This window comes from Paraburkholderia lebeckiae (assembly GCF_050436225.1).
Classification (GTDB): domain Bacteria; phylum Pseudomonadota; class Gammaproteobacteria; order Burkholderiales; family Burkholderiaceae; genus Paraburkholderia; species Paraburkholderia tuberum.
The window spans coordinates 559,115-580,575 of record NZ_JBNDLU010000003.1 but is presented as its reverse complement, the minus strand read 5'-3'; the positions used below and the strand labels follow the sequence as shown (position 1 = coordinate 580,575).

The 21,461-nt window shown below is 61.0% G+C and carries 13 protein-coding genes; 3 read left to right on the top strand and 10 right to left on the bottom strand.

Annotated features, from left to right (window positions below; genetic code table 11):
• Positions 1-10 precede the first annotated feature (10 nt).
• From urtC to urtA, 3 genes are all read right to left on the bottom strand, one after another.
• Complete coding sequence (gene urtC / locus OKW45_RS37455; RefSeq protein WP_429473764.1) at positions 11-1,156, bottom strand: urea ABC transporter permease subunit UrtC; 1,146 nt, start codon at positions 1,154-1,156, stop codon at positions 11-13.
• Positions 1,157-1,179: 23 nt separating this feature from the next.
• Entirely contained in the window at positions 1,180-2,097 is a 918-nt protein-coding gene (gene urtB / locus OKW45_RS37450) for an urea ABC transporter permease subunit UrtB (protein ID WP_018422822.1), read from the bottom strand.
• A 121-nt stretch (positions 2,098-2,218) separates the two neighbouring features.
• Complete coding sequence (urtA, locus tag OKW45_RS37445) at positions 2,219-3,391, bottom strand: urea ABC transporter substrate-binding protein (protein WP_429474037.1); 1,173 nt, start codon at positions 3,389-3,391, stop codon at positions 2,219-2,221.
• Positions 3,392-4,110: 719 nt separating this feature from the next.
• Between urtA and OKW45_RS37440 the strand changes: the two genes are divergently transcribed.
• Together OKW45_RS37440 and OKW45_RS37435 are read left to right on the top strand one after the other, a co-directional pair.
• Positions 4,111-7,593: a hybrid sensor histidine kinase/response regulator gene (locus OKW45_RS37440; RefSeq protein ID WP_429474036.1), complete on the top strand. Its 3,483-nt coding sequence runs from the start codon at positions 4,111-4,113 to the stop codon at positions 7,591-7,593.
• The gene (locus OKW45_RS37435) at positions 7,580-8,494 is read left to right on the top strand and encodes a response regulator (RefSeq protein ID WP_429473763.1); all 915 of its coding nucleotides are present in this window, start codon (positions 7,580-7,582) and stop codon (positions 8,492-8,494) included. The genes OKW45_RS37440 and OKW45_RS37435 overlap by 14 nt, the downstream gene beginning before the upstream one ends.
• Positions 8,495-8,761: 267 nt before the next feature.
• On the opposite strand, the gene OKW45_RS37430 is transcribed toward OKW45_RS37435, so the two are convergent.
• Positions 8,762-9,508, bottom strand: coding sequence for a response regulator (locus OKW45_RS37430; protein WP_018422818.1), 747 nt, complete (start codon positions 9,506-9,508; stop codon positions 8,762-8,764).
• Positions 9,509-10,030: 522 nt separating this feature from the next.
• Here OKW45_RS37430 and OKW45_RS37425 point away from each other — a divergent pair.
• Positions 10,031-10,777 carry a response regulator gene (locus tag OKW45_RS37425; protein ID WP_429473762.1) on the top strand — a complete coding sequence of 249 codons (747 nt, stop codon included), beginning with the start codon at positions 10,031-10,033 and terminating at the stop codon, positions 10,775-10,777.
• A gap of 845 nt (positions 10,778-11,622) precedes the next feature.
• On the opposite strand, the gene OKW45_RS37420 is transcribed toward OKW45_RS37425, so the two are convergent.
• From OKW45_RS37420 to OKW45_RS37395, 6 genes are all read right to left on the bottom strand, one after another.
• Positions 11,623-11,874, bottom strand: coding sequence for an EF-hand domain-containing protein (locus OKW45_RS37420; RefSeq protein WP_429473761.1), 252 nt, complete (start codon positions 11,872-11,874; stop codon positions 11,623-11,625).
• A gap of 120 nt (positions 11,875-11,994) precedes the next feature.
• Entirely contained in the window at positions 11,995-12,441 is a 447-nt protein-coding gene (locus OKW45_RS37415; RefSeq protein WP_018422814.1) for a glycine zipper domain-containing protein, read from the bottom strand.
• A 147-nt stretch (positions 12,442-12,588) separates the two neighbouring features.
• Complete coding sequence (locus OKW45_RS37410) at positions 12,589-13,389, bottom strand: MipA/OmpV family protein (protein WP_429473760.1); 801 nt, start codon at positions 13,387-13,389, stop codon at positions 12,589-12,591.
• A gap of 421 nt (positions 13,390-13,810) precedes the next feature.
• Positions 13,811-15,229, bottom strand: coding sequence for an efflux transporter outer membrane subunit (locus OKW45_RS37405; RefSeq protein ID WP_429473759.1), 1,419 nt, complete (start codon positions 15,227-15,229; stop codon positions 13,811-13,813).
• The gene (locus tag OKW45_RS37400; RefSeq protein ID WP_429473758.1) at positions 15,226-18,378 is read right to left on the bottom strand and encodes an efflux RND transporter permease subunit; all 3,153 of its coding nucleotides are present in this window, start codon (positions 18,376-18,378) and stop codon (positions 15,226-15,228) included. Before OKW45_RS37400 ends, OKW45_RS37405 begins: the two co-directional genes overlap by 4 nt.
• A complete protein-coding gene (locus tag OKW45_RS37395) occupies positions 18,375-21,449 on the bottom strand; it encodes an efflux RND transporter permease subunit (RefSeq protein WP_429473757.1) in 3,075 nt (1,024 codons plus the stop codon). The genes OKW45_RS37400 and OKW45_RS37395 overlap by 4 nt, the downstream gene beginning before the upstream one ends.
• Positions 21,450-21,461: the final 12 nt, after the last annotated feature.

Below are 21,461 nucleotides of genomic sequence, written 5' to 3'. Positions count from 1 at the left end.
TAGACGAGCGTCAGGCCTTAGGTTCGGAAGCTGAAGTTGTGACCAGCCCGCGACGTCGCAGATTGCCGGCAACCGGTAAACGCGCCAGCAGCTTCTTGCCGTGACTTTCATAAAGACCCGCCAGTCCATCAGGGAAGAACATAACCACGCCAATGAAGAGCGCGCCCATCAGGAACAGCCAGAGTTGCGGGAACGATTCCGAGAAATACGACTCGCCGAAGTTCACCAGCAAGGCGCCATAAACGGCCCCGAACAGGGATGTACGCCCGCCCACTGCACAGAAGATCACCATTTCGATCGACGGGACAATGCCCACGAAGGATGGCGACATGAACCCCACCTGCAACGTGAACATCGCGCCGCCGATTGCAGAGAACACGGCCGCGACGCAGAACACAAATATCTTCAGGGCCGCCACGTCATAGCCCGAGAATCGTACGCGTTCCTCCTTGTCGCGCATCGCCACAAGCAGCTTGCCTAGCTTGCTCGAGAGCAGAAACTTGCCAAAGGCGATACACAGGAACAGCAGGCCTGCATTAACGAAGTAAAGGACGTAGTGCGCCGAAGTGGTGCGGATATCCCAGCCGAGCATCGTACGTAAATCGGTAATGCCATTGACGCCGCCGGTCAGCCCCTGCTGCCCGATGATCAGGATCGACAGGATGGCGGCAATCGCCTGGGTCACAATGGCGAAATACACGTCGCCGACGCGCCGCTTGAACATGGCAAGACCGATCACGAAGGCGAGCAGGGCCGGCACCACCAGCACCGCCGCCACAGCGAACCACATGTGCCTGAAGGGCTCCCACATCAGCGGCAGGTGAGTGATCTGGTTCCAGTCCATGAAGTCTGGAATACCCGGCGTTGACTGAATCTTGGTACTGATCGGGTCGGATGCTTCCAGCTTGAGGAACATCGCCATGCAATAGCCGCCCAGACCGAAAAACACGCCCTGCCCCAAGCTAAGGATGCCGCCGTACCCCCAACACAGCGTGAGTCCAATCGCCACGAACCCGTAAGTCAGGTATTTGCCCACCAGGTTCAGCCGGAAGATGTCCAGCGTCAGCGGCAGCAGCACCAGTATCAGAAGTCCCAACCAGATGAACCCCATCACACCCGAGCGTCCGCCCAGCCACTTTAGAGATCCCGAATTCATTGCGTTCTCCTGCGATCGAACAATTAGCGCCGCACTTTGGTTGCGAACAGGCCCTGCGGACGTAGCATCAAAATGACGATCACGGCTGACAGGGTCAGCACTTTCGCCATCGAGCCGGACAGGAAGAACTCGGTTGTCGACTGGGTCTGAGCGATCGAAAACGCTGACGCAATCGTGCCGAACAGGCTTTGCGCGCCGCCAAAGACTACGGTCAGGAAGGTGTCGACGATATAAAGCGAGCCGCTTGTCGGGCCGGTCGAGCCGATGGTCGTAAACGCCGCGCCCGCTATGCCGGCAATCCCGCATCCAAGCGCAAAGGTCAGGCGGTCGACCTTGCCGGTGTTGATCCCGACCGCGCCCGCCATGACCCGGTTCTGGGTCGTGGCCCGCACTTTCACGCCCCACTGTGATTTGTACAAAAACAGCAGCAGGACCGTCGTGAGCACAATGGTGACGACCATCACCATCAGGCCGTTGATCGGAATATCCAGGCCCTGATAGGGCGTGAGCGAACCCATCAGCCACTGCGGCAGATCTGGACTGACTTCTTCGGAGCCGAACACCGAGCGAAAGGTTTGCTGCATCGCAAGCGATAGACCCCACGTCGCCAGCAGCGTGTCAAGAGGACGCCGGTAGAGATGGCGAATCAGCAGCCATTCCACCAGATAGCCGAATGCAAAAGCGACCGCAAACGCCACCAGAATAGCCACGAAGAAATAGACGGGTTGCAATGCCGGTGCATATTTGTGGGTCAACACCGACAACACGTAAGTGGTGTAGGCACCGATCGTCAGAAACTCGCCGTGCGCCATATTGATCACGCCCATCTGGCCAAAAATGATGGCCAGGCCAAGCGCCATCAGCAGCAAGACGCTGAAGACCGAGAGGCCGTTGAAACCCTGCATAGCGACGATCGCGCCGAACTGCGAGAACCAAGCCATGGTCAATCCCCTGCGCGGCCTGCATTCGAGCAGGCTGCCTTGAACATCGAAAAGTGCGGTAGCTACTGCGGCTTCGCACAGGCGGCCGTGTGAGCGGCCGCCCGTGCGACTCTCACGGTCTTTACTGATAGCCCTTCGGAAACGGATTCGGCTCAATCAAGTCCGATTTGTAGACGACCTTGAACTGACCATCGCGCTGACCCTGACCGATCAACGTGTTGCTCCAGAGGTGGTGATTCTGGTGAACCTTGACGTAGCCTTCCGGCGCGTCCTTGAACTCCAGACCCGGCGAAGCCGCCACCACCTTATCGACGTCGAAGCTGCCGGCTTTCTCGCAGGCCATCTTCCACAACCACGGGCCGAGGTACGCGGCCTGGGTCACGTCGCCGATCACTGCGTTGTTGCCGTACTTGGCCTTGAATGCCGCAACGAATTTTTTATTGGCGGGGTTGTCCAGGCTCTGGAAATACTTCATGCACGAGTAGAAGCCCTGGAAGTTTTCACCTCCGATCCCCAGCAACTCGTCTTCGGTCACCGAGATCGTCAGCAATAGCTGCTTGTCGCCTGTCACGCCGGCGGCCTTCAGTTGTTTGTAGAACGCGACGTTGCTACCGCCCACCACGTCAGCGAAAATCACATCCGGCTTCTTGAACTTCATTTTGTTAATGAGCGAACCGAATTCGGTGTTGCCAAGCGGGTAGTACTCTTCGCCGACTACTTCGCCGTGGAGCACGTTTTCAATGTGCTTGCGGGCGATCTTGTTGGAGGTGCGCGGCCAGATGTAATCGGAACCGACCAGATAGAAGGTCTTCGCCTTCTTCTCCTTGGCGAACCAGCTCAGGCTGGCCAGCACTTGCTGGGTTGCTTCCTGGCCGGTATAGAAAACATTCTTCGACTGTTCCAGGCCTTCGTAGAAAGTCGGGTAGTAGAGCAGGCCATTGTCTTTTTCGAACACGGGCAACACGGCTTTGCGCGACGCGGATGTCCAGCAGCCGAACACGGTGGCGACCTTGTCGCTTTCGAGCAGCTTGGTCGCCTTTTCCGCAAAGGTCGGCCAGTCGCTGGCGCCGTCTTCCTGGATCACTTTGATCTGGCGCCCGAGAATCCCGCCCATCGCGTTGATCTGTTCGATCGCGAGGCGTTCGGCACGGATCGACCCGGTTTCGCTGATCGCCATCGTACCGGTTGATGAGTGCAACTGACCAACCGTCACTGTGGTATCTGTGACCGCCCTGCCCGTCGTGTTGACTTGCGAAGTCGGCGGAGCGGCGGCGAACGACGGCTTGGCCATCATTGCAAACGGCAGCGAAGCCAGGCCAAGTGCAATTTTGCGGCGAGCCGGAGAGGCCGGTTCGGCAGCGTGGGCGGATGACTCGTCAGCGTGGTCACCGCCGTTGTCGTCGAAGCGTTGTGTCATGTTCAAAGTCCTTTTCTGCGTTGTTTTCAGGGCTGGCCGGCGGGCCGGTCGTGACGCGAAGTGCACGCGCCAGCCTGCATGGCGCCGACGCATTGGCTTGTTTGTCGTTGAACGGCGGATGCAGGATAGGTATCCGAATTCCGCATCGATATACGTCATTTGACTTACCAACGCGCGGCGCTCGCGCAGGAGCGCGGCAATGCGCTGGCACTAGCGGGTTTGCGGCACCTGCAATCGCGTCGCTGCGTGGAGAGTGCGCGGTCCTACGTCAAATGACGTATCGGCCAACTCGCGGGGCGGCGGTATGCTCGACGCGCATAAGGAGAAGTCGGCACGTGAAATTGGCACGTGAAGAAGCTGCCGTTAGCAGTGAGCAACGGCGCTGGCATCCCGGTGAGAAAACTCGCTCGCACTGTCCCGGTGCGGCAATGTCACATTAGGGGCGCGCCGCGCGCCGCCCTGCACCTGCGCAGCGCATATCCAGCGCCGCGGGCTTCTGCACGCTCTTGCTAGCTCCATACCGACCGTGGGCACGTGGCATGCTGCTTGCGTCTGTCGGGCGCTTCGTTCCGTCCACAGTCCGATCCCGAATAATTTTGGTGAACCACTCCCGCGAATCAGCGCTGCCACACGCGATACCCGTCCAGCGCATCATCAAGGTACGGCGCGACTACAACACCTGGGTCGCCGACGAAACCATCGAAGACTATGCGCTGCGTTTCACACCACGCACATTTCGCAAATGGTCCGAGTTCCGGGTGGCCAATACCGCGTTCGGCGCGATTTCATTCCTCGCCCTGGAAGCAATTGGCGGATCGATTACCGTCAGTTACGGCTTCACCAATGCGCTCTGGGCAATCCTGTTTGTCGGCGTGATCATCTTTCTGGCAAGTCTTCCGATCAGCTACTACGCCGCGAAATTCGGCGTCGATATGGATCTGCTAACGCGGGGCGCCGGGTTCGGTTATATCGGCTCGACGATCACGTCGCTGATCTATGCGTCCTTTACTTTCATTTTCTTCGCGCTGGAAGCCGCCATCATGGCGCTCGCGCTGCAGCTGTACTTCAAGATCCCCGTCTCGCTAAGCTATTTGATCTGCGCGGTGGTCATCATCCCGCTCGTCACGCACGGCATTACACTGATCAGCCGCTTGCAGGCGTTTACCCAGCCGCTCTGGGTCGTGTTGCTGCTGCTGCCTTATGCAACCGTGATCTGGAAAGAACCGGGCCTGCTGCGCGAACTGCCGAGCTTTCTCGGCAACGCCGGCAGCGACGGCCACTTCGACCTGCTGATGTTCGGTGCCGCCACCACCGTGCTCATTTCCATGATTGCGCAGGTTGGAGAACAGGTCGACTTCCTTCGCTTTCTGCCCGAGCGGACCGCGCTCAACAAGCGCCGCTGGACGCTATGCATGCTGGGTGCCGGCCCGGGCTGGATCATTCTTGGTGTGGCCAAGCTGCTAGGCGGCTCTTTCCTCGCCTTCCTCGCAATACAGCATGAGGTACTGCCCGACCGCGCGGTCGAACCGACCCAGATGTACCTCGTCGCGTACAAATACGTGTTCGGTTCGCCCGAAACGGCACTGCTGGTCACTACCTTCTTCGTTATCCTGTCGCAACTCAAGATCAATGTGACCAATGCCTATGCGGGATCGCTGGCGTGGTCCAACTTCTTCGCGCGGCTGACCCATAGTCATCCGGGCCGCGTGGTGTGGCTCGTGTTCAATGTGCTGATCGCGTTCATGCTGATGGAGCTTGGGGTTTTCCGCGCACTGGAACAGGTCCTCGGGCTTTATGCGAATATCGCCATCAGCTGGGTCGGCGCGGTCGTGGCCGATCTCGTGATCAACAAGCCGCTTGGCCTGAGCCCCGAGGGCATCGAATTCAGGCGCGCTCATTTGTACGCAATCAATCCGGTGGGGGTTGGCGCGACGCTGATTGCTTCGTCGCTGTCGGTGCTGGCGTTTACTCATGTGCTGGGCGAGACTGCCCACGCGTTCTCGGCGGTCATTGCGCTCGCGACCGCGCTGATTGCCGCGCCGGCGATCGCCTGGGCGACCGGCGGCAAATACTACGTCGCGCGCCAGCCGGTCGCGCTGGCCGGGGTTCCGCTGGGCAAGGGCTATCAGTCGATTCGATGCTGCATTTGCGACAAGGCGTACGAAACCGAAGACATGGCGCACTGCCCGGCTTATGAAGGACCGATCTGCTCTCTGTGCTGCACGCTGGATGCGCGTTGTCATGACGTGTGCAAACCGGGCGCACGGCTATCCGAACAGATCAATGCAGTGATACGCTGGCTTTTGCCCAAGGCGCTGTCGACCCGTTTCAATACGCGCATCGGCCAGTACCTGCTGCTGTTCGTGCTGGTGTCCATGATTCTGGCCGCCATTCTCAGCTTGATCTATACGCAGGAGTCGGTGCTTGTCAACGAACTCTCGCCGGCCGTCGACATGCTACTGCGTGCGGCATTCCTGAAACTGTTTGCGGTGCTGGCGCTCGCGGGCGGGATTGGCTGCTGGTGGAGTGTGCTGACGGCCGAAAGCCGGCGCGTTGCGCAAGAGGAATCGAACCGGCAGACTCATTTGCTGCTCGAGGAAATCGATGCCCACCAGCGCACCGATGCGCAGTTGCAACGTGCAAAGCTAGCAGCCGAAAAGGCCAATTTAGCGAAGAGCCGCTATGTCACCGGCATCAGCCACGAATTGCGCACGCCGCTCAACAGCATTCTCGGCTATGCGCAGATGCTCGAACAGGATACGTCCATTCCTCCCCACCGCCATTTCGCACTGGCGGTGATTCGCCGCAGCGGGGAGCATCTCGTTTCGTTGATCGACGGCCTGCTCGATATCGCCAAGATCGAGACCGGCAAGATGACGCTCGAAGTCGAGGAAGTGCGCTTTCCCGAATTCGTCGCGCAGTTAGCCGATATGGTGAGCTTGCAGGCGCGTGCCAAGGGCATCACCTTCCATTACGAGGCGCCGCCCAATTTGCCCTGCGTCGTGCGTGCCGATAAAAAGTGCGTGGGCCAGGTCCTCATCAATATCCTGGGCAACGCGGTGAAGTTCACCGATCGCGGCGATGTCACGCTGCGCTTGCAATACCGCCGGGAGATGGCCGTCTTCGAAATCATCGATTCCGGCGTGGGCATTGATGCGGATGACTTGACTCGCATCTTCCTGCCGTTCGAGCGCGGCGCCAATGTCCCGGGCGGCTCGGAAAGCGGCACGGGGCTAGGCCTGACCATCGCCAAGATGCTCACGGACGTGATGGGAGGGACTCTGACCGTAACGAGCGAGACCGGCCGCGGCAGCACATTTCGCGTCCAGTTGTTCTTGCCGGAAGTGCGCGCCCCGAAGCCGGTTCCGACCGTTCCTAAACTGCCGATCGGCGGCTATGCCGGCCCGACGCGCCGCGTGCTGGTGGTAGATAACGAGCGGGTGGACCGCGAGTTGCACGTCAAGCTGCTGGAGCCGCTGGGCTTCGAGGTTCAGGAAGTCGCTTCCGGAATCGAGGCACTGCGCGCCGTCTCTTCGTTCGCACCCGACCTGATCCTGCTCGATATCGGCATGCCGCAACTGAATGGGTGGGAAACCGCGCGCTTGCTTCGCGCGAATCTGTTGAGCAATGCGCCGATTATCGTGGTCTCGGCCAATGCATTCGACAAGGGCCGGAAAAACGCAGCGGGCATTCGCAACGAGGATTTCCTCGTCAAGCCTGTCAATGTTGTCGAACTGCTGGAATTGATCCGCGAGCGTCTGAATCTACAGTGGGTCCCGGCAATGCCAGCTGTTGCGGCGCAGATAGCGCCAGCAGACCCGCTCCCCGCCGCGGCACCCGCGATTCCGCCAACCGAAGTCGCGTTACCCGACCCGGAACTGTTGCGCAGCCTGCACGAGGTCGGCAGCCTCGGGTACGTGCGCGGCATCCTCGACAAGCTCAGCGAGATCGAGCAGCTGGACCCGTCCTATGGAGTTTTCACGGGGATCTTGCGCACGCATGTCGAGCGCTTCGACCTTCCTGAATATTTGCGATACCTTGACCGAACCATGCAGGCGAACCCCGATGCTACGTCCTGATCCGCTTCGCGATGTCGTCCTGATTGTTGACGACGCGCCCGAAAACCTCTCTATCCTGCATACCCTGCTGGATAAATCGGGCTACACGGTGCTGGTCGCAACCGACGGCGCGGGGGCATTGGACCGCGCCCGCCGCTTGCCGCCGGATCTGATCCTTCTCGATGCGGTGATGCCCGGCATCGATGGCTTTGAGACCTGCCGACAGCTCAAGGAGGACCTCCAGACCCGTACGATTCCGGTGGTGTTCATGACCGGTTTGACGGAGACCGAGCATATTCTGCAGGGTTTCCAGGCTGGCGGGGTCGATTACATCACCAAGCCGATTCGTCCGGCCGAAGTAATGGTGCGCATCGCTTCGCACCTGCGCAATTCGCGCCTGGTCGTGCAGACCCGGGCGGCGATGGATGCTGCCGGCCAGGCTGTGGTCGCCGTGGACCCCAACGGCGAAGTGCTGTGGATGACGCCGCTTGCCCTGTCGTGGCTGCGCAGCTCGCTCGATGGACACGGGCGCCTGCCGGCCGCGTTGTGCAGTTGGCTTCATGACGCGCTCGAGGCTTCCGAGGTCAGGCCGTTCGAGTTGATGGCCGCGAGTGAACAACTTATCGTCAGCCGGCTGCGTCGCGGCGCGCAGGGCGAGGAACTGCTGCTGATCCAATGCAAGGCCGGTTCGCCCGGACCCGCCGCGTTGATGCAGGCGTTCCGGCTAACTCCTCGCGAAGCCGATGTGCTGTATTGGGTCGCGCTGGGCAAGACCAATCGCGATATCGCCGATATCCTCGGCATGAGCCCCCGCACCGCCAACAAGCACCTTGAACACGTCTTCGAAAAGCTGGGTGTGGAAACCCGTACCGCGGCCGCACGGATGGCTTTGAATGTGGTGACCCGGCGCACCATGCAGTGAGGCGCGTCGGCGAGCCGTTGCATCGCAAGGGAAAGCTGATTGGCAGGCACCTCGGGGAAGCCACGTCGCATCCGGGGCTGTGCGTTTTCACGAAGCGCGTCTCTGGCGCGCGGCCCGGTGTCACCAGGCTCACTCGCGCATTGAGATTGCGGGAGTTGCAGCGCGAGAGAGACCGATGAACGCTGTGACCGAGGCCTTGCTCGCGATGTACACGGAAAGCAGAGGAAGCGGTTTGAATGTCACACCCGAGCGTCCACAGGTAACGCTTTAGTTTGGGGTTGCAACGAGCATGTAGCCGAGGCCCCACACTGTGCGGATATGTCGGGGCGAGCTTGCCTCTGTCTCGATCACCTGTCGTAAGCGAAGAACTTGCACGTCAACGCTGCGGGCACTCGCCTCATATTGCGACCCACGCGCGCGCTCTATCAGATTTGCGCGGCTTACAGGACGGTTTGGCGTCTCCGCAAGCGCACACAGGAGACGCATTTCAGCCGGGCCGAGTTCGACGATGCCCGCTTCGTCCGACATCAATTCTCTACGCCGAATGTCCAGCCTGAAGGCGCCGAACCGCAAGCATTGCGACTCGCCTGCGAGCAGCATCTCGCCCCGCACGTTTTGCAGGCGCACCTGAAACTGCTGGCGACGTAACATCGCCCGAACCCGCGCTATCAGCTCGCTCGGCAGAAAGGGTTTCGCGAGATAGTCGTCGGCGCCGATCTCCAAACCTACGACCTTGTCCGCGGGGTCCCCACGCGCCGTTAGCATGAGAATGGGGATCGTCTCTCTCCGAGCACGCAACCGACGGCAGATGGACAGGCCGTCTTCGCCTGGCATCATGATATCGAGAATCAACAGGTCGAACGGGTAGCGCTCGATCAAGACGTCCAACTCAATGCCTGTCTTCACTGCGCGCACCGAGAAACCTTGTGCCGTCAGAAAGCGTTGCAGCATATTGCGGATTTCAACGTCATCGTCAAGCACGATGATGCGACCGGTTGGCAAGTCATCTGACATATGATTAAGCAGACACCTCTAATAAAGCTTGTTTCTTAGTTCCTGTTTCTGATGCTATGCGGCGAACCGCTTGGCAGCGACATCCAATACCTTCTCTAGCAAGAAAACGGACTTGCAACTCGGTCACGCCTAATCGTTCCACGAACGGAATATACAAGGATCTCCGCACTGGATGTGTTGGAAAGGTATGTCAAAAGATGTCATCGTTTGTGCTGGCCGCAACACTGACTGGCGAAAGCCCACGACCGCCCGGCGCCACTCGTACGCACCGGGCACGCCATCCTGACTGCTCATAATACATCTGTCGCTCGTGGTCAGCGAGAAAACGCGTGCACCCGTGCGTTTGCGGACAGAAAACAGGCCCCGTGATGACATTTCTTGACATGATTTGCTAACACCTGGCGTTATGAAATTCGCCTACATTTCTTCGATCGATCGTGTGCTGCAGCTGCTGCGGTGCGCTCGCATTGCGATTAGTCGCGGCCCCGGTCATCACTCGTTTGTGATTGTTATTCTCTTCCTATGTCCGCTCAGATTCTTCTAATCGACGACGACGCCGAATTGTGTGATGCGACTCGCCGCTACCTGGTAAGGTGGGGTTTCGACGTGTCAGTGCTACATGACGCGCGTTCGCTCGAACACCGGCTCAAACACGAACGCCCGGACCTGATAGTGCTCGATCTTATGATGCCGGGCGTCGACGACTTGACGGCACTACGTAGGTTGCGCGCATCAGGCGACGACATTCCAGTCTTGATGCTCACCGCCCGAGCCAACGAAGAGGAGCGCATCGCTGGCCTTGAATTGGGTGCCGATGACTATCTCCGCAAACCGTTTAACCCGCGTGAACTGGTAGCACGGATTCAGTCAGTGCTGCGGCGCCTGGGCGCCGTACCCGATGCGGGCATTCCCCAACGACGGCAACCTTACACATTCGGCGCGTTCACGCTGGATTTTCAGTCGCGCACTCTGAATACGGGAGAGACGTCTCTTACCTTATCTGCCGGCGAGTTTGCGCTGCTGCAGATTTTCGTTAATTCTCCCATGTGCACACTCACCCGCAGGCGTCTGCTCAAGTCACTTCACGGCCCGGACTCCGAGACCGCCGATCGCGGCATCGACGTTCAGGTCTATCGTCTGCGCCGCATCGTGGAAACTGACCCGTCGACACCACGATTCATCCAGACCGTTCGTGGCTGCGGATACGTCTTCGTGCCAGACCTCGAAGAGCATGCTGCCGGCACAGCCGCGCACCATTCGCATAACTGAGGTCTCTGGTTGCCCTCATGCTGCTGTTGCGCCTTTCGCGGAATATGCGCTGATTGTTTCGAGCACGACCAGTCGCAAAACTGCTATGCGGTAGCAGCGGCCAAGTGGCGAGCACCGCGAACGCCACTGCACGTGGTAATCGAATATACGTCGAGCATCGGCTAACTGCCTCACACAGATATACACGTTTTTGAGCGGCCGTTATCCTGGCCGCTATCCGTGAACTGGACGCAGTTGCGCATCGTCGTGCGGCGAGCTTCGGACAGGATGCAAAGTGGCCGCTATGCATGCCGCCCGCCCGCGGGGCGGACACGCATAGACTCAGGTCAATAGTACGCGGGAGCGACGATCAGTGGCGGTCGAGGGACCACAACCAGTGGCCGGGGCATTATTGGACGACCCACCGGAACGACTACACAGCCGCCAAGCACCGCGGCACTCATGCAAAAACCGGCAGCAAGCGCAAAGCGACGAAGAACACCCGCATCAAACATTATTTCAACTCCTTTCAATTGAGACTCAGCGACTGGCATTAGGGATGCGTTCAGGCGCTACCGCTTGGGGGCGCCGCGCCGCTCGTGTCCCAGACCGTAATCCGCCTTTGGGGGGCCAGGATTCGCGGTGTTGGTCTCCCCGTCCAGGTCGCCCTCGACTGGACCGCCGGGCCTTTCGATGCGCCAGGCCCGCAGGACTTCTAGCTACCGACTTGCGCATGGCGGGTTGCTAGCGTCGGGTTACCGGAGCGCGCAGCAGCCCCATCATTTGACGTGATGAGGCGACCCGATGGGAGATATTCAATACACGGTTAAACCAGCCGAGGGTATTGAAGCTTGCCTTACAAGCGCTTACTGCCGATGCTGCGCGGCGAACTGCTCGATCTGCTCAAGCGTCACGTAACCCTGATGCGTAGTATCGATCTGATCGAAATGGGCTGCGACGCGCGGCATACCTGCCTCCGCCTGTTCTTTCGTGAGCTTGCCGTCATGAGTTGCGTTCGCGGCAGTAAAGCGCGCTTCCAACATCTGCTGCATGCTGCTCTGCGCGAACGCAGACGACACAGCGAACATTGCAGCCAGAATAATGAATAAACGTTTCATCAAAGACTCCTTTAAGAAAATGAAATGACGTGCACGGAATAGCTAGGGGACCAAGCTCGACCCAGGATTTCCAGCCGGCAGAATTCCAGGTCAAGCCATGACACGACCATACGAGCGAAATCAGTACGGCGCGTAGTAGTAAGGTGGGGGCGCGCCATAGATTACGGCGCGGGGCGGCACGGGGCGTACGGGCACGACGATCGCTGCCGAACGAGGTGTTTCGATCGTATCTCCCTTCGACGTGATGCATTGCGCGTACGCGTTGTCGTATTGCTGCTGCAATGACGCTTCGGTCTGATTGTGCTGCGCAGAGCCCATCATGCTGCCGAGCAGCAGTCCGGCACCCGCACCGATTGCGGCGCCGGCACCGGCGTTGCCCGCCCCGGCGCCGATCAGAGCCCCGGCCGCGGCGCCTCCAGCCGTGCCGACGGCGGTAGAAGCAAGACCGGAGGTTGCCGCCTGATGCGAGGCCGCCGCTGGATTCACGACCTGCGTCGCGTACATGCGGCAGCTATAGTCGTCCTGCTGGAACTGGTTGAGGGTCTTGCCGTTCGCTGGGACCGCCATGACGGTAGGAGCACTCGGCGGCGTAACCGCACACCCCGCCATGCCCAACCCGACAGCGAGGCTAACAAGCATTGGCGCGATACGAGTCGATGTCAGATTCTGGTTCATTGATAGTTCTCTCACGATGATGCAGCGCGAAGTAAGCGCTCAGAAGTAGTAAGCAGCGCCCACCGATCCAAATACAGCCGCGCGTCGTTCAACGATCGGACTGTTCGCAGCATCGCCGAGCAAGGAACCGACGCCGAAGGCGCTTTGCAGTGACCACTGCTGGTTCAGCCGATGATCCCAGTCGACCTTGAGGTCAACTCGCGAAAAGCCAGCTGAGGGGTGATACGGCGAGAGGCCGGCCGTGCTGGACGCAGCCTGCTCGCTGTCGATACCGAACCACGTCTGCTGCGAAAGTCCGTTGGACCACACGGCGTCGGCGGACACCGACACCCGGTCAACGGGCTTCTGGACCAGCGCATACGACGCGCTCAGCGTGACACGATTACCATAGCCCGCATGCGCGGACTGAAGGAAGCGGAGACCGGCGCTCGCTGGACCATAGTGCCAGCGCGCGAATGCGCCGAAGTCGAAGGACGTTGGGATATCTCCGGTACCGTTGAGCACCGCCGCATCGTCCTGGTTGCGGCCCGGCTGAACACCGATCAGCAGGCCCACCGCAACACTGGGCCACAACGGGTAGGCAATGCCGCCCGTGAACCCCTGCACGAAGATTGCCCCCTTCGACAGCGACAGCGTGGGCAACGGCAGTACGCGATAGGACTTACTGCCTTCATAGTCGGGCAATGCGGTCACGTTGATGCCCACGTTATTGCCCGGCGACGACTGCGCCAACGCCGGTGAGTAAGGCAGGCACGCGCTGGCGGTGACAGCGAGCGCGCCCAGCCACCGTCGTGCGCAGCCTCGCTTGAAAACAGCGGCGACAAAGCGATGGTCATGCATGTTCAAGCACATCCATCGATAGTTGTCCGGCGAACTGCAACGCCCACGCTGATATCAATCGCCAGGGACCCCGCAGGCGCCTTGCCGACAGCCATAGAAATTGCCGCACTGGCAGCAGACACGAGAACGATTTTAAATTTCACTGCACACTCCCCATGTGATGGATTCGCCCCACTGGCGAACCCCGCATGACACAGCCGCCAATGTAGAGAACCTGTGCGCTACATGTTGTTGGAAATGTGTTGCATGTCATGTCAAGTCACGTCGCGGGGAAGCGATACCGCACGAGTGGACGTAACCTGGCCTTGCACGCAGTTCGAGACGCGGACTTTGAAAAACGGTCGTGGGCGCTACCGGGCTCTGGACCGCGCAGATCGGCAGACGACGTCGCAACGGCGCGCCCGCCATCATGGGATCGGGCCTAGCTCTTCGGCGACATCCAGCCGCCGCCGAGGTTCTTCACCAGCCCAACGCCGCTTTTCGCCAGTGCCCCCTGCGTGTCGTTCAGGTTCTGCCTGGCCGTCAGTAGCGTCACTTGCTGAGTCAAATCGGACTGCTCGCTCGCGGTTCCGGCCGTCAGTTGCGCGGCGACGCTCTCCAGCAACTGCCGGTTGCGCTGGTAAATGTCGGCAAACGCGTGCTCCTGCTGGCGCAGATGGTTCAATGACGACAGGCTGTCCTCCACGTTCTGGAACGCCGTGAGCACGGCTTCGCGATAGGATGCGACGTCTTCGTCATAGGTCGCCTGCGCCTTGTGCACGGCGGCCACGCGGGCACCACCGTCAAACAGCGTGGCGGCAAGTGAGGGACCGAGCGACCACATCCGGGTCGGCAATGAGAACAGCGTCGCGAAGGTGTTGTGCTGCACGAGACCCTGTGCCGATAGATCGAGGTCCGGAAAGAATGCGGCCTTCTCTACCCCGATGAGCGCGTTCGCAGCAGCAGCGGTGCGTTCCGCGCTGACCACGTCAGGCCGTCTTTCCAGCAACGCAGACGGCAGCACGGATGGCACCTCGGGCTCGCGAAACACATAGTCGAGCCGCGGTGCAATCGACAACGAAGCCGGCGGCACACCCGTGAGCGCCGCGATTGCGTGCTCGTCCTGCTCGCGCGAGGTCTGTGAAATTTGCAGGTTCGCGACAACCGCCTCCTGCGTGTCCTGCGCATACAGCAGATCGACTTGCGACGCAGTCCCCTGTGCCAGCGCTGCGCGCGTGATCGCGAGAATCCGCCCGTTGACCGCCTCCTGCCGCCGCAACAGGTCGATGTCGATATCAAGCTGGCGGATGTCGAAATAGTCGGTCGCCAGCGTCGCGGCAATCGACAGGCGCTCGCCGGCAAGCGTCGCATCCGCGCTCTGCGCGTTCGCCTTGCCAGACTCGATCTGCCGGCGCACGGCGCCCCACAGATCGACTTCCCAACTCGCGTAGGCCTTCGCGTATTCCGTCGTCGTGCCCGAGTTGTGCGAGGCCGACGCGTCGACACCGAGCGTCGGAAACAGGCTCGCCCGGTCTGCAGCGACGGTGGCCTGCGCGAGCCGATAGGCGGCCGCCGCGCCTGCAATCGACTGATTCGACTGCAGCGCTGCGTCGATGAGCCGGGACAGCTCGGGATCGTCGTACGCGTCCCACCACCGGCTTGAGAGCGATGCCTGCGGGTTGGGCGCCGCAAGTCGCCACTGTGTGCCCGCTTCCTTGAACTGCGTTGGAATCGCTACGGCCGGCTGGTGATAGTCCGGGCCAACTGCGCAGCCCGAAAGCCAAAGCGTGGCACCGAGCGCACAGACGCAGCAGCGCATGCCGACCGACACGGCCGACAGGAATCCGATGGGCGATTTCATGCGTGTTTCCTTCGGCGCCGCAACCACTGCGACGCCCGATCGAGCCAGAGATAGATGACAGGGGTGGTATAGAGCGTGATGACCTGGCTGAACACCAGACCGCCGATGATCGAGATGCCGAGTGGCTTGCGGAATTCGGATCCGTAGCCTGACCCCAGCACGAGCGGCAGCGCGCCGAAAATTGCGGCGACCGTCGTCATCATGATCGGACGGAAGCGGATCAGGCCCGCGCGCACGATCGCCTCCTCCGGCGGCAGTGCATGCCGACGCCCTTCGGCAATCGCGAAGTCGATCATCATGATCGCGTTCTTCTTCACGATGCCGATCAGCATCAGCACGCCGATCAACGCGATGATCGACAGCTCCGTGTGAGTGAGCAGCAGCGCGATCAAAGCGCCGACGCCCGCGGAAGGCAGCGTCGAGAGAATCGTCAAAGGATGAACCAGGTTCTCGTACAGCATGCCGAGCACGACGTACACCGACAACAGCGCGGCGAGGATCAGCAGCGGCTCGCTCGCCATCGACTCACGAAACGCTGCTGCCGTGCCCGCGAACGCGCCGGAGATACTCGCCGGCATTCTGAGCGCAGCGACGGCCTGGCTGATCTGCTGCGTCACGGGTCCGATCGATGCACCGGGGCGCAGGTTGAACGATACGGTAATGGCGGGGAACGTAGCCTGGTGATTGATCGAAATGGCGCTGGGGTCGGTCGAGAACCGGGCCATCGCGGCGAGCGACACCAGCGCTGAACCGTTCGCCTGGGCCGCGGCCGACGGCGTGGCGGCGCTTGCGCCGGTTGCCCCGCCGGCGGCGGTCGTTGACGCGCCGCTCGTGGCGAGCGCCGGGCTCGCCGGAACATGGATATCCTTCAGTACCGAAGGACTTGTCCAGTACTCGGGCGCCACCTCCATCACGACGTGATATTGATTCGCGCTCCCGTAGATGGCCGAGACCTGCCGTTCGCCGAACGCGTCATAAAGCGCCTCGTCGATATCTTTGAAGCTCACGCCCATTCGCGCGGCGGAGTCGCGGTCGACGTCGACGCCGACCTGCATGCTCTTGTCCTGCTGGTCGGTGTTGATGTCGGCCAGCGCCGGCATCTTGTGCATCTGCGCGACTAACTTCGGCACCCATTGATCGAGTGTCGCCTGGTCGTCCGCGGTAAGGGTGTACTGGTACTGCGCGGCGCTCTGTCGGCCACCGGCCGCGAGGTCCTGCAACGACTGCAGATAGAGCTGTGTCCCCGGCATATCGGCAAGCCGTCGGCGCACCTGAGCGATCACCTGATCGGCCGTCGCGCGACGCTCACCCAGGGGCTTGAGCGTGACGAACAACAGTGCGTTGTTGAGCGCGTTCGCTCCTCCCACGAAGCCACCCACGAACGCGACGTTCGGATTCTCCTGCACCGCCTTGTTGACCATCTGGAACTGATGCTGCATCTCGTGCCAGGAGATGCTTTGCGACGCCTGCAGCGTGCCAAGCAGCAGCCCCGTGTCTTCCTCCGGGAAGAAGCCTTTCGGAACCACGGTGAACAGCCAGAGGTTCAGCACGAACACCAGCACCGTCACGCCACCCATCAATAGCGGATGCCGGATGACCCAGCGCAACGACGTGCCGTACAGGCGAGAAAATCCGCTCTCGTGATGGTCGTCGCCGTTCCCGGCTTGCTGTCCTCCGCGCAGGAAAATGCTCGACAGCATCGGCGTGACCGTGAGGGAAATCAGCATCGACATCACGATCGCAACGGAAAGCGACACCGAGAATTCACGCAGCAGCCGGCCCATCAGGCCACCCATGAACAGCAGCGGGACGAATACCGCGACCAGCGAAACGCTGATCGAAAACACCGTGAAGCCCACTTCCTGCGCCCCTGCGAGTGCCGCCTCGATGGGGTTCTTACCGCGCGCCAGATGCCGCATGATGTTTTCGACGACGACGATTGCATCGTCGACCACGAAACCGGTCGAAATGGTCAAGGCCATCAGCGAGAGATTGTTCAGGCTGTAGCCAAGGAAATACATGACCCCGAATGTACCCAGCAGCGACAGCGGTACGACGATCGCCGGAATGAGCGTCGCGCGCCAGCTGCGGAAGAACGCGAACGTCACGGCCGTCACGAGCACGATCGATACGAGCAGGGTGATCTCGACGTCGAGCAGCGAGCCGCGGATCGTCTTCGTGCGGTCCACCGAGATCGCCAGCTTGATGGTCGACGGGATCGCCGCCTCGAGCGCTGGCAGTTCGGCCTTCACGTTGTCGACGGCGTCGATCACGTTGGCGCCCGGTTGCTTATAGAGGACCAGCAACACGGCCGGCTTGCCGTTCGACAGGCCGTAGTTCTCAAGCTTCTCGACATCCTGACGTACATCGCCGAGGTCCGACACACGCACGATGTTGCCGTTGTTCTGCCTGACGATCAGCCGTCCGTAGTCGGCGGGCGAATACAGCATGTCGTTCGCGCCGATCGAATAGTTCTGTCCGCTCGCCGACATCGACCCCTTGGGCAAATCGACATTCGCCTTCCCGATCGTGCTGCGGATCTGCTCCAGACTGATGCCGTAGTGGCTTACCCGGTCTGGATTCAGTTCAACCCGCACAGCCGGTAGCGCGGCGCCGCCCACCACCACGTTGCCGACACCGGTTGTCTGCATCAGCTTCTGTTGCAGCACCGTCGACGCCGCGTCGTAAAGCTGGCCTGGCGTGGCCGTGTCGGAGGTGAGACTGATCACGAGGATGGGCGAATCCGCGGGATTGACCTTGCGATACGTCGGGTTGCCGTCCATATTGGGCGACAGGTTGGTTTTCGCGGCGTTGATTGCAGCCTGCACGTCGCGCGCCGCACCGTCGATATTCCGGCTCAGGTCGAACTGCAACGTGATCTGCGTTTGCCCGCGAGAGCTGACCGACGTCATCTGGGCCAGGCCCGCAATATGGCCGAACTGCCGCTCGAGCGGCGTCGTAACCGAGGTGGCCACCGTCGTCGGATCGGCGCCGGGCAGTTGCCCCTGCACCAGGATCGTAGGAAAGTCGATTTCGGGCAGCGGCGCGACCGGCAGCAGCCTGAATGCCAGGATACCGAACAACGCAAGGGCGACCGCCAGCAACGTCGTCGCGATGGGCCGCCTGACGAATGGGCCAGACAGGTTCATTGCACATACTCCGTTACGATCGGCTCGTCCGCGGCAAAGCGTCTTTCCAGACGATGCATCGCCAGATAGATCACCGGCGTCGAGAACAAGGTCAGCAACTGGCTGACGCACAGGCCGCCGATGATCGCGATGCCAAGTGGATGCCTCAACTCGGAGCCCATGCCGGAGCCGAACGCGAGCGGCAGTGCGCCGAACAGCGACGCCATCGTGGTCATCAGGATGGGACGGAAGCGCTGTTCAGCCGCACGCCGGATCGCATCGTGTGCGGACAGGCCGTGGTTGCGCTGCCCGTCTAGCGCGAAGTCGATCATCATGATCGCGTTTTTCATCACGATGCCGATCAGCAGAACGATACCGATCAGGCCCATGATGTCGAACTGGGTTCCGGTCATCAGCAGCGCCAGCAGTGCGCCAAGCGCCGCCGAAGGGAGCGTGGACAGGATCGTGACCGGGTGAATGAAGCTCTCATACAGGATGCCGAGCATCAGATAGACCACGATCACGGCAGCGGCGACCAGATACCCTTCGCTCGCCAGCGACGACTGAAAGGTCGCGGCCGATCCTTCCAGCGACACCTGGACGGACTGCGGCAACCCTATCTGTTCCTTGACCCGCTCAAGACGTGCGATCGCAGTGCCGAGGCTGTATCCGGGAGCGAGATTGAACGACACGTCCGCATACGGGAACTGGCCCTTGCGATCGATCCTCAACGGCGCGGGCATCACCTTCATCGTCGCCATCGACGCGAGCGGTGCGAGGCTGCCCGACGACGTATTGACATAGAGTCCTGAAAGCAGATGCGCAAGGTCGTCGGCGTTGTTTCTCGCGACCAGCACCACGTGATACTGGTTCAGCTGCGTGTAGATCGTCGACACCTGGCGCTGACCAAACGCGTCGTACAGCACGTCGTCGATCGCCTGCGGCGTGATGCCAAGGCGCGACGCGGTATCGCGGTCGAACGTCAGTTGCACCTGATTGCCTGACTGCATCGCCTCGCTCTGCACGTCGGCGAACGCCGGATCGCCGCGCAACGCGCCAACCAGCGCGCCCGTCCAGCGAGTCAGCAACGCCGGATCGGTCGACTGCACGCCGAGCCGGTAGCTCGTCGTCGAAACGGTGTCGTCGAGCGTCAGATCCTGCACCGGATGCAGAAACAGGCGCACGCCCGCGAGGTCTGCGGTGTCATCGGTCAGGCGGCGGATCACCTTGTCGATGCGCGCTCGCTCGCCCTTGTCCTTCAGATTGATCAACAGCGTGCCCTGATTGATCGTCGGTCTCGTCTGGTCGATGCCGACAAACGACGAGAGACTTGCGACTGCCGGATCGCGTGCGATCCGGTCGACGACCTGCTGCTGTTGGCCGATCATGCGCTGGAACGAAATGGTCGGTTCGGCCTGCACGACACCTGCGATCAGACCTGTGTCCTGCTCGGGAAAGAAGCCCTTCGGCATCAGCATCAGCACGACGAACGTCAGCGTGGCCGTCAACACCACCGACGCGATCGTCAGGCGCCGATGCGACAACACCCAGTCGAGACCGCGTATGTACCTGCTGTTGAGCCGGTCGAAGAAATCGACCCGATGCGAGTGTGGCTGCGCTTTTAACATGCGCGAGCACATCATCGGCGTAAGCGTCAGCGAGACGAACGCCGACAGGACGATCGCGACCGACAGCGTCAGCGCGAACTCGCGGAACAGGCGCCCGACCACGTCGCCCATGAACAGCAAGGGGATCATGACCGCAATCAGCGACACGGACAACGAGACGATCGTAAAGCCGATCTCCTTCGCACCCTTGATCGCGGCCCTCAGAGGCGTTTCCCCAGCCTCGATGTAGCGCGTAATGTTCTCGATCATTACGATCGCGTCGTCGACGACAAAGCCTGTCGCGACAGTCAGCGACATCAACGTGAGGTTATTCAGCGAAAAGCCGAGCCCGTACGCGACCGCGAGCGTGCCAACGAGCGACAGCGGCACGGTGACTGCGGGAATCACGGTAGCGGGCACATTGCGCAGGAATACGAATATCACCATCACGACGAGCGCCACGGCGATTGCGAGCTCCGTTTCGACGTCGGCAACCGACGCGCGGATCGTCTTCGTGCGATCCGTCAGCACGGCGACCTTCACCGATGCGGGCAAGCTCGCCCGCAGTTGCGGCAACAGCTTCTGCATGCTATCGACCACATCGATCACGTTGGCGCCCGGCTGCCGCTGGATGTTCAGCACGATAGACGGCGTGCTGTTGGTCCACGCCGCCTGTTGCAAATTCTCGGCGCTGTCGATCGATCTGGCGATTTGCGCCAGCCGAACCGGTGCGCCTTGCCGGTACGCGATGATCAGGTCGCGATAGTCCGCCGCCGATTGCAGCTGGTCGTTCGCGCCGATCGAATACGACTGGTATTTCCCGTCGAGACTGCCCTTCGCCTGGTCAACGTTGGCATTGCCGAGCGCGGTGCGCACGTCGTCGATCGACATGCCGAGTGCGTTGAGCGCGCCGGTATCGGTCTGCACCCGCACGGCCGGCCGTTGACCGCCGCTGATCGTGACGAGGCCCACGCCTGAAATCTGCGAGATCTTCTGCGCAAGCCGGGTATCGGCCAGGTCCTCGATCTTCGTCAGCGGCAGCACGTCGGAGGTCAGCGACAGCGTGAGCACCGGGGGGTCGGCAGGGTTGACCTTGCTGTAGACAGGCGGATACGGCAGATTAGCCGGCAGAAAGCTCGAGGACGCATTGATCGCGGCCTGCACTTCCTGCTCGGCGACGTCGAGCGAAAACGACAGATCGAACTGCAACGTGATCACCGACGTGCCGTTCGAGCTCGTCGAGTTCATCGCCTTCAGCCCCGACATCTGGCCGAGCTGTCTTTCGAGCGGCGAGGTGATCGACGAACTGACCACATCCGGGCTTGCGCCGGGATACTGCGTGTAGACCTGGATCGTCGGATAGTCGATTTCCGGTAGCGCCGAAACAGGCAGCAGGATGTATCCCAGCACCCCGGCCAGAAACAACGCGATCATCAACAGCGCGGTCGCAATGGGCCGCTCGATAAAGATTCGTGAAGCATTCATCGTCAGCTCCGC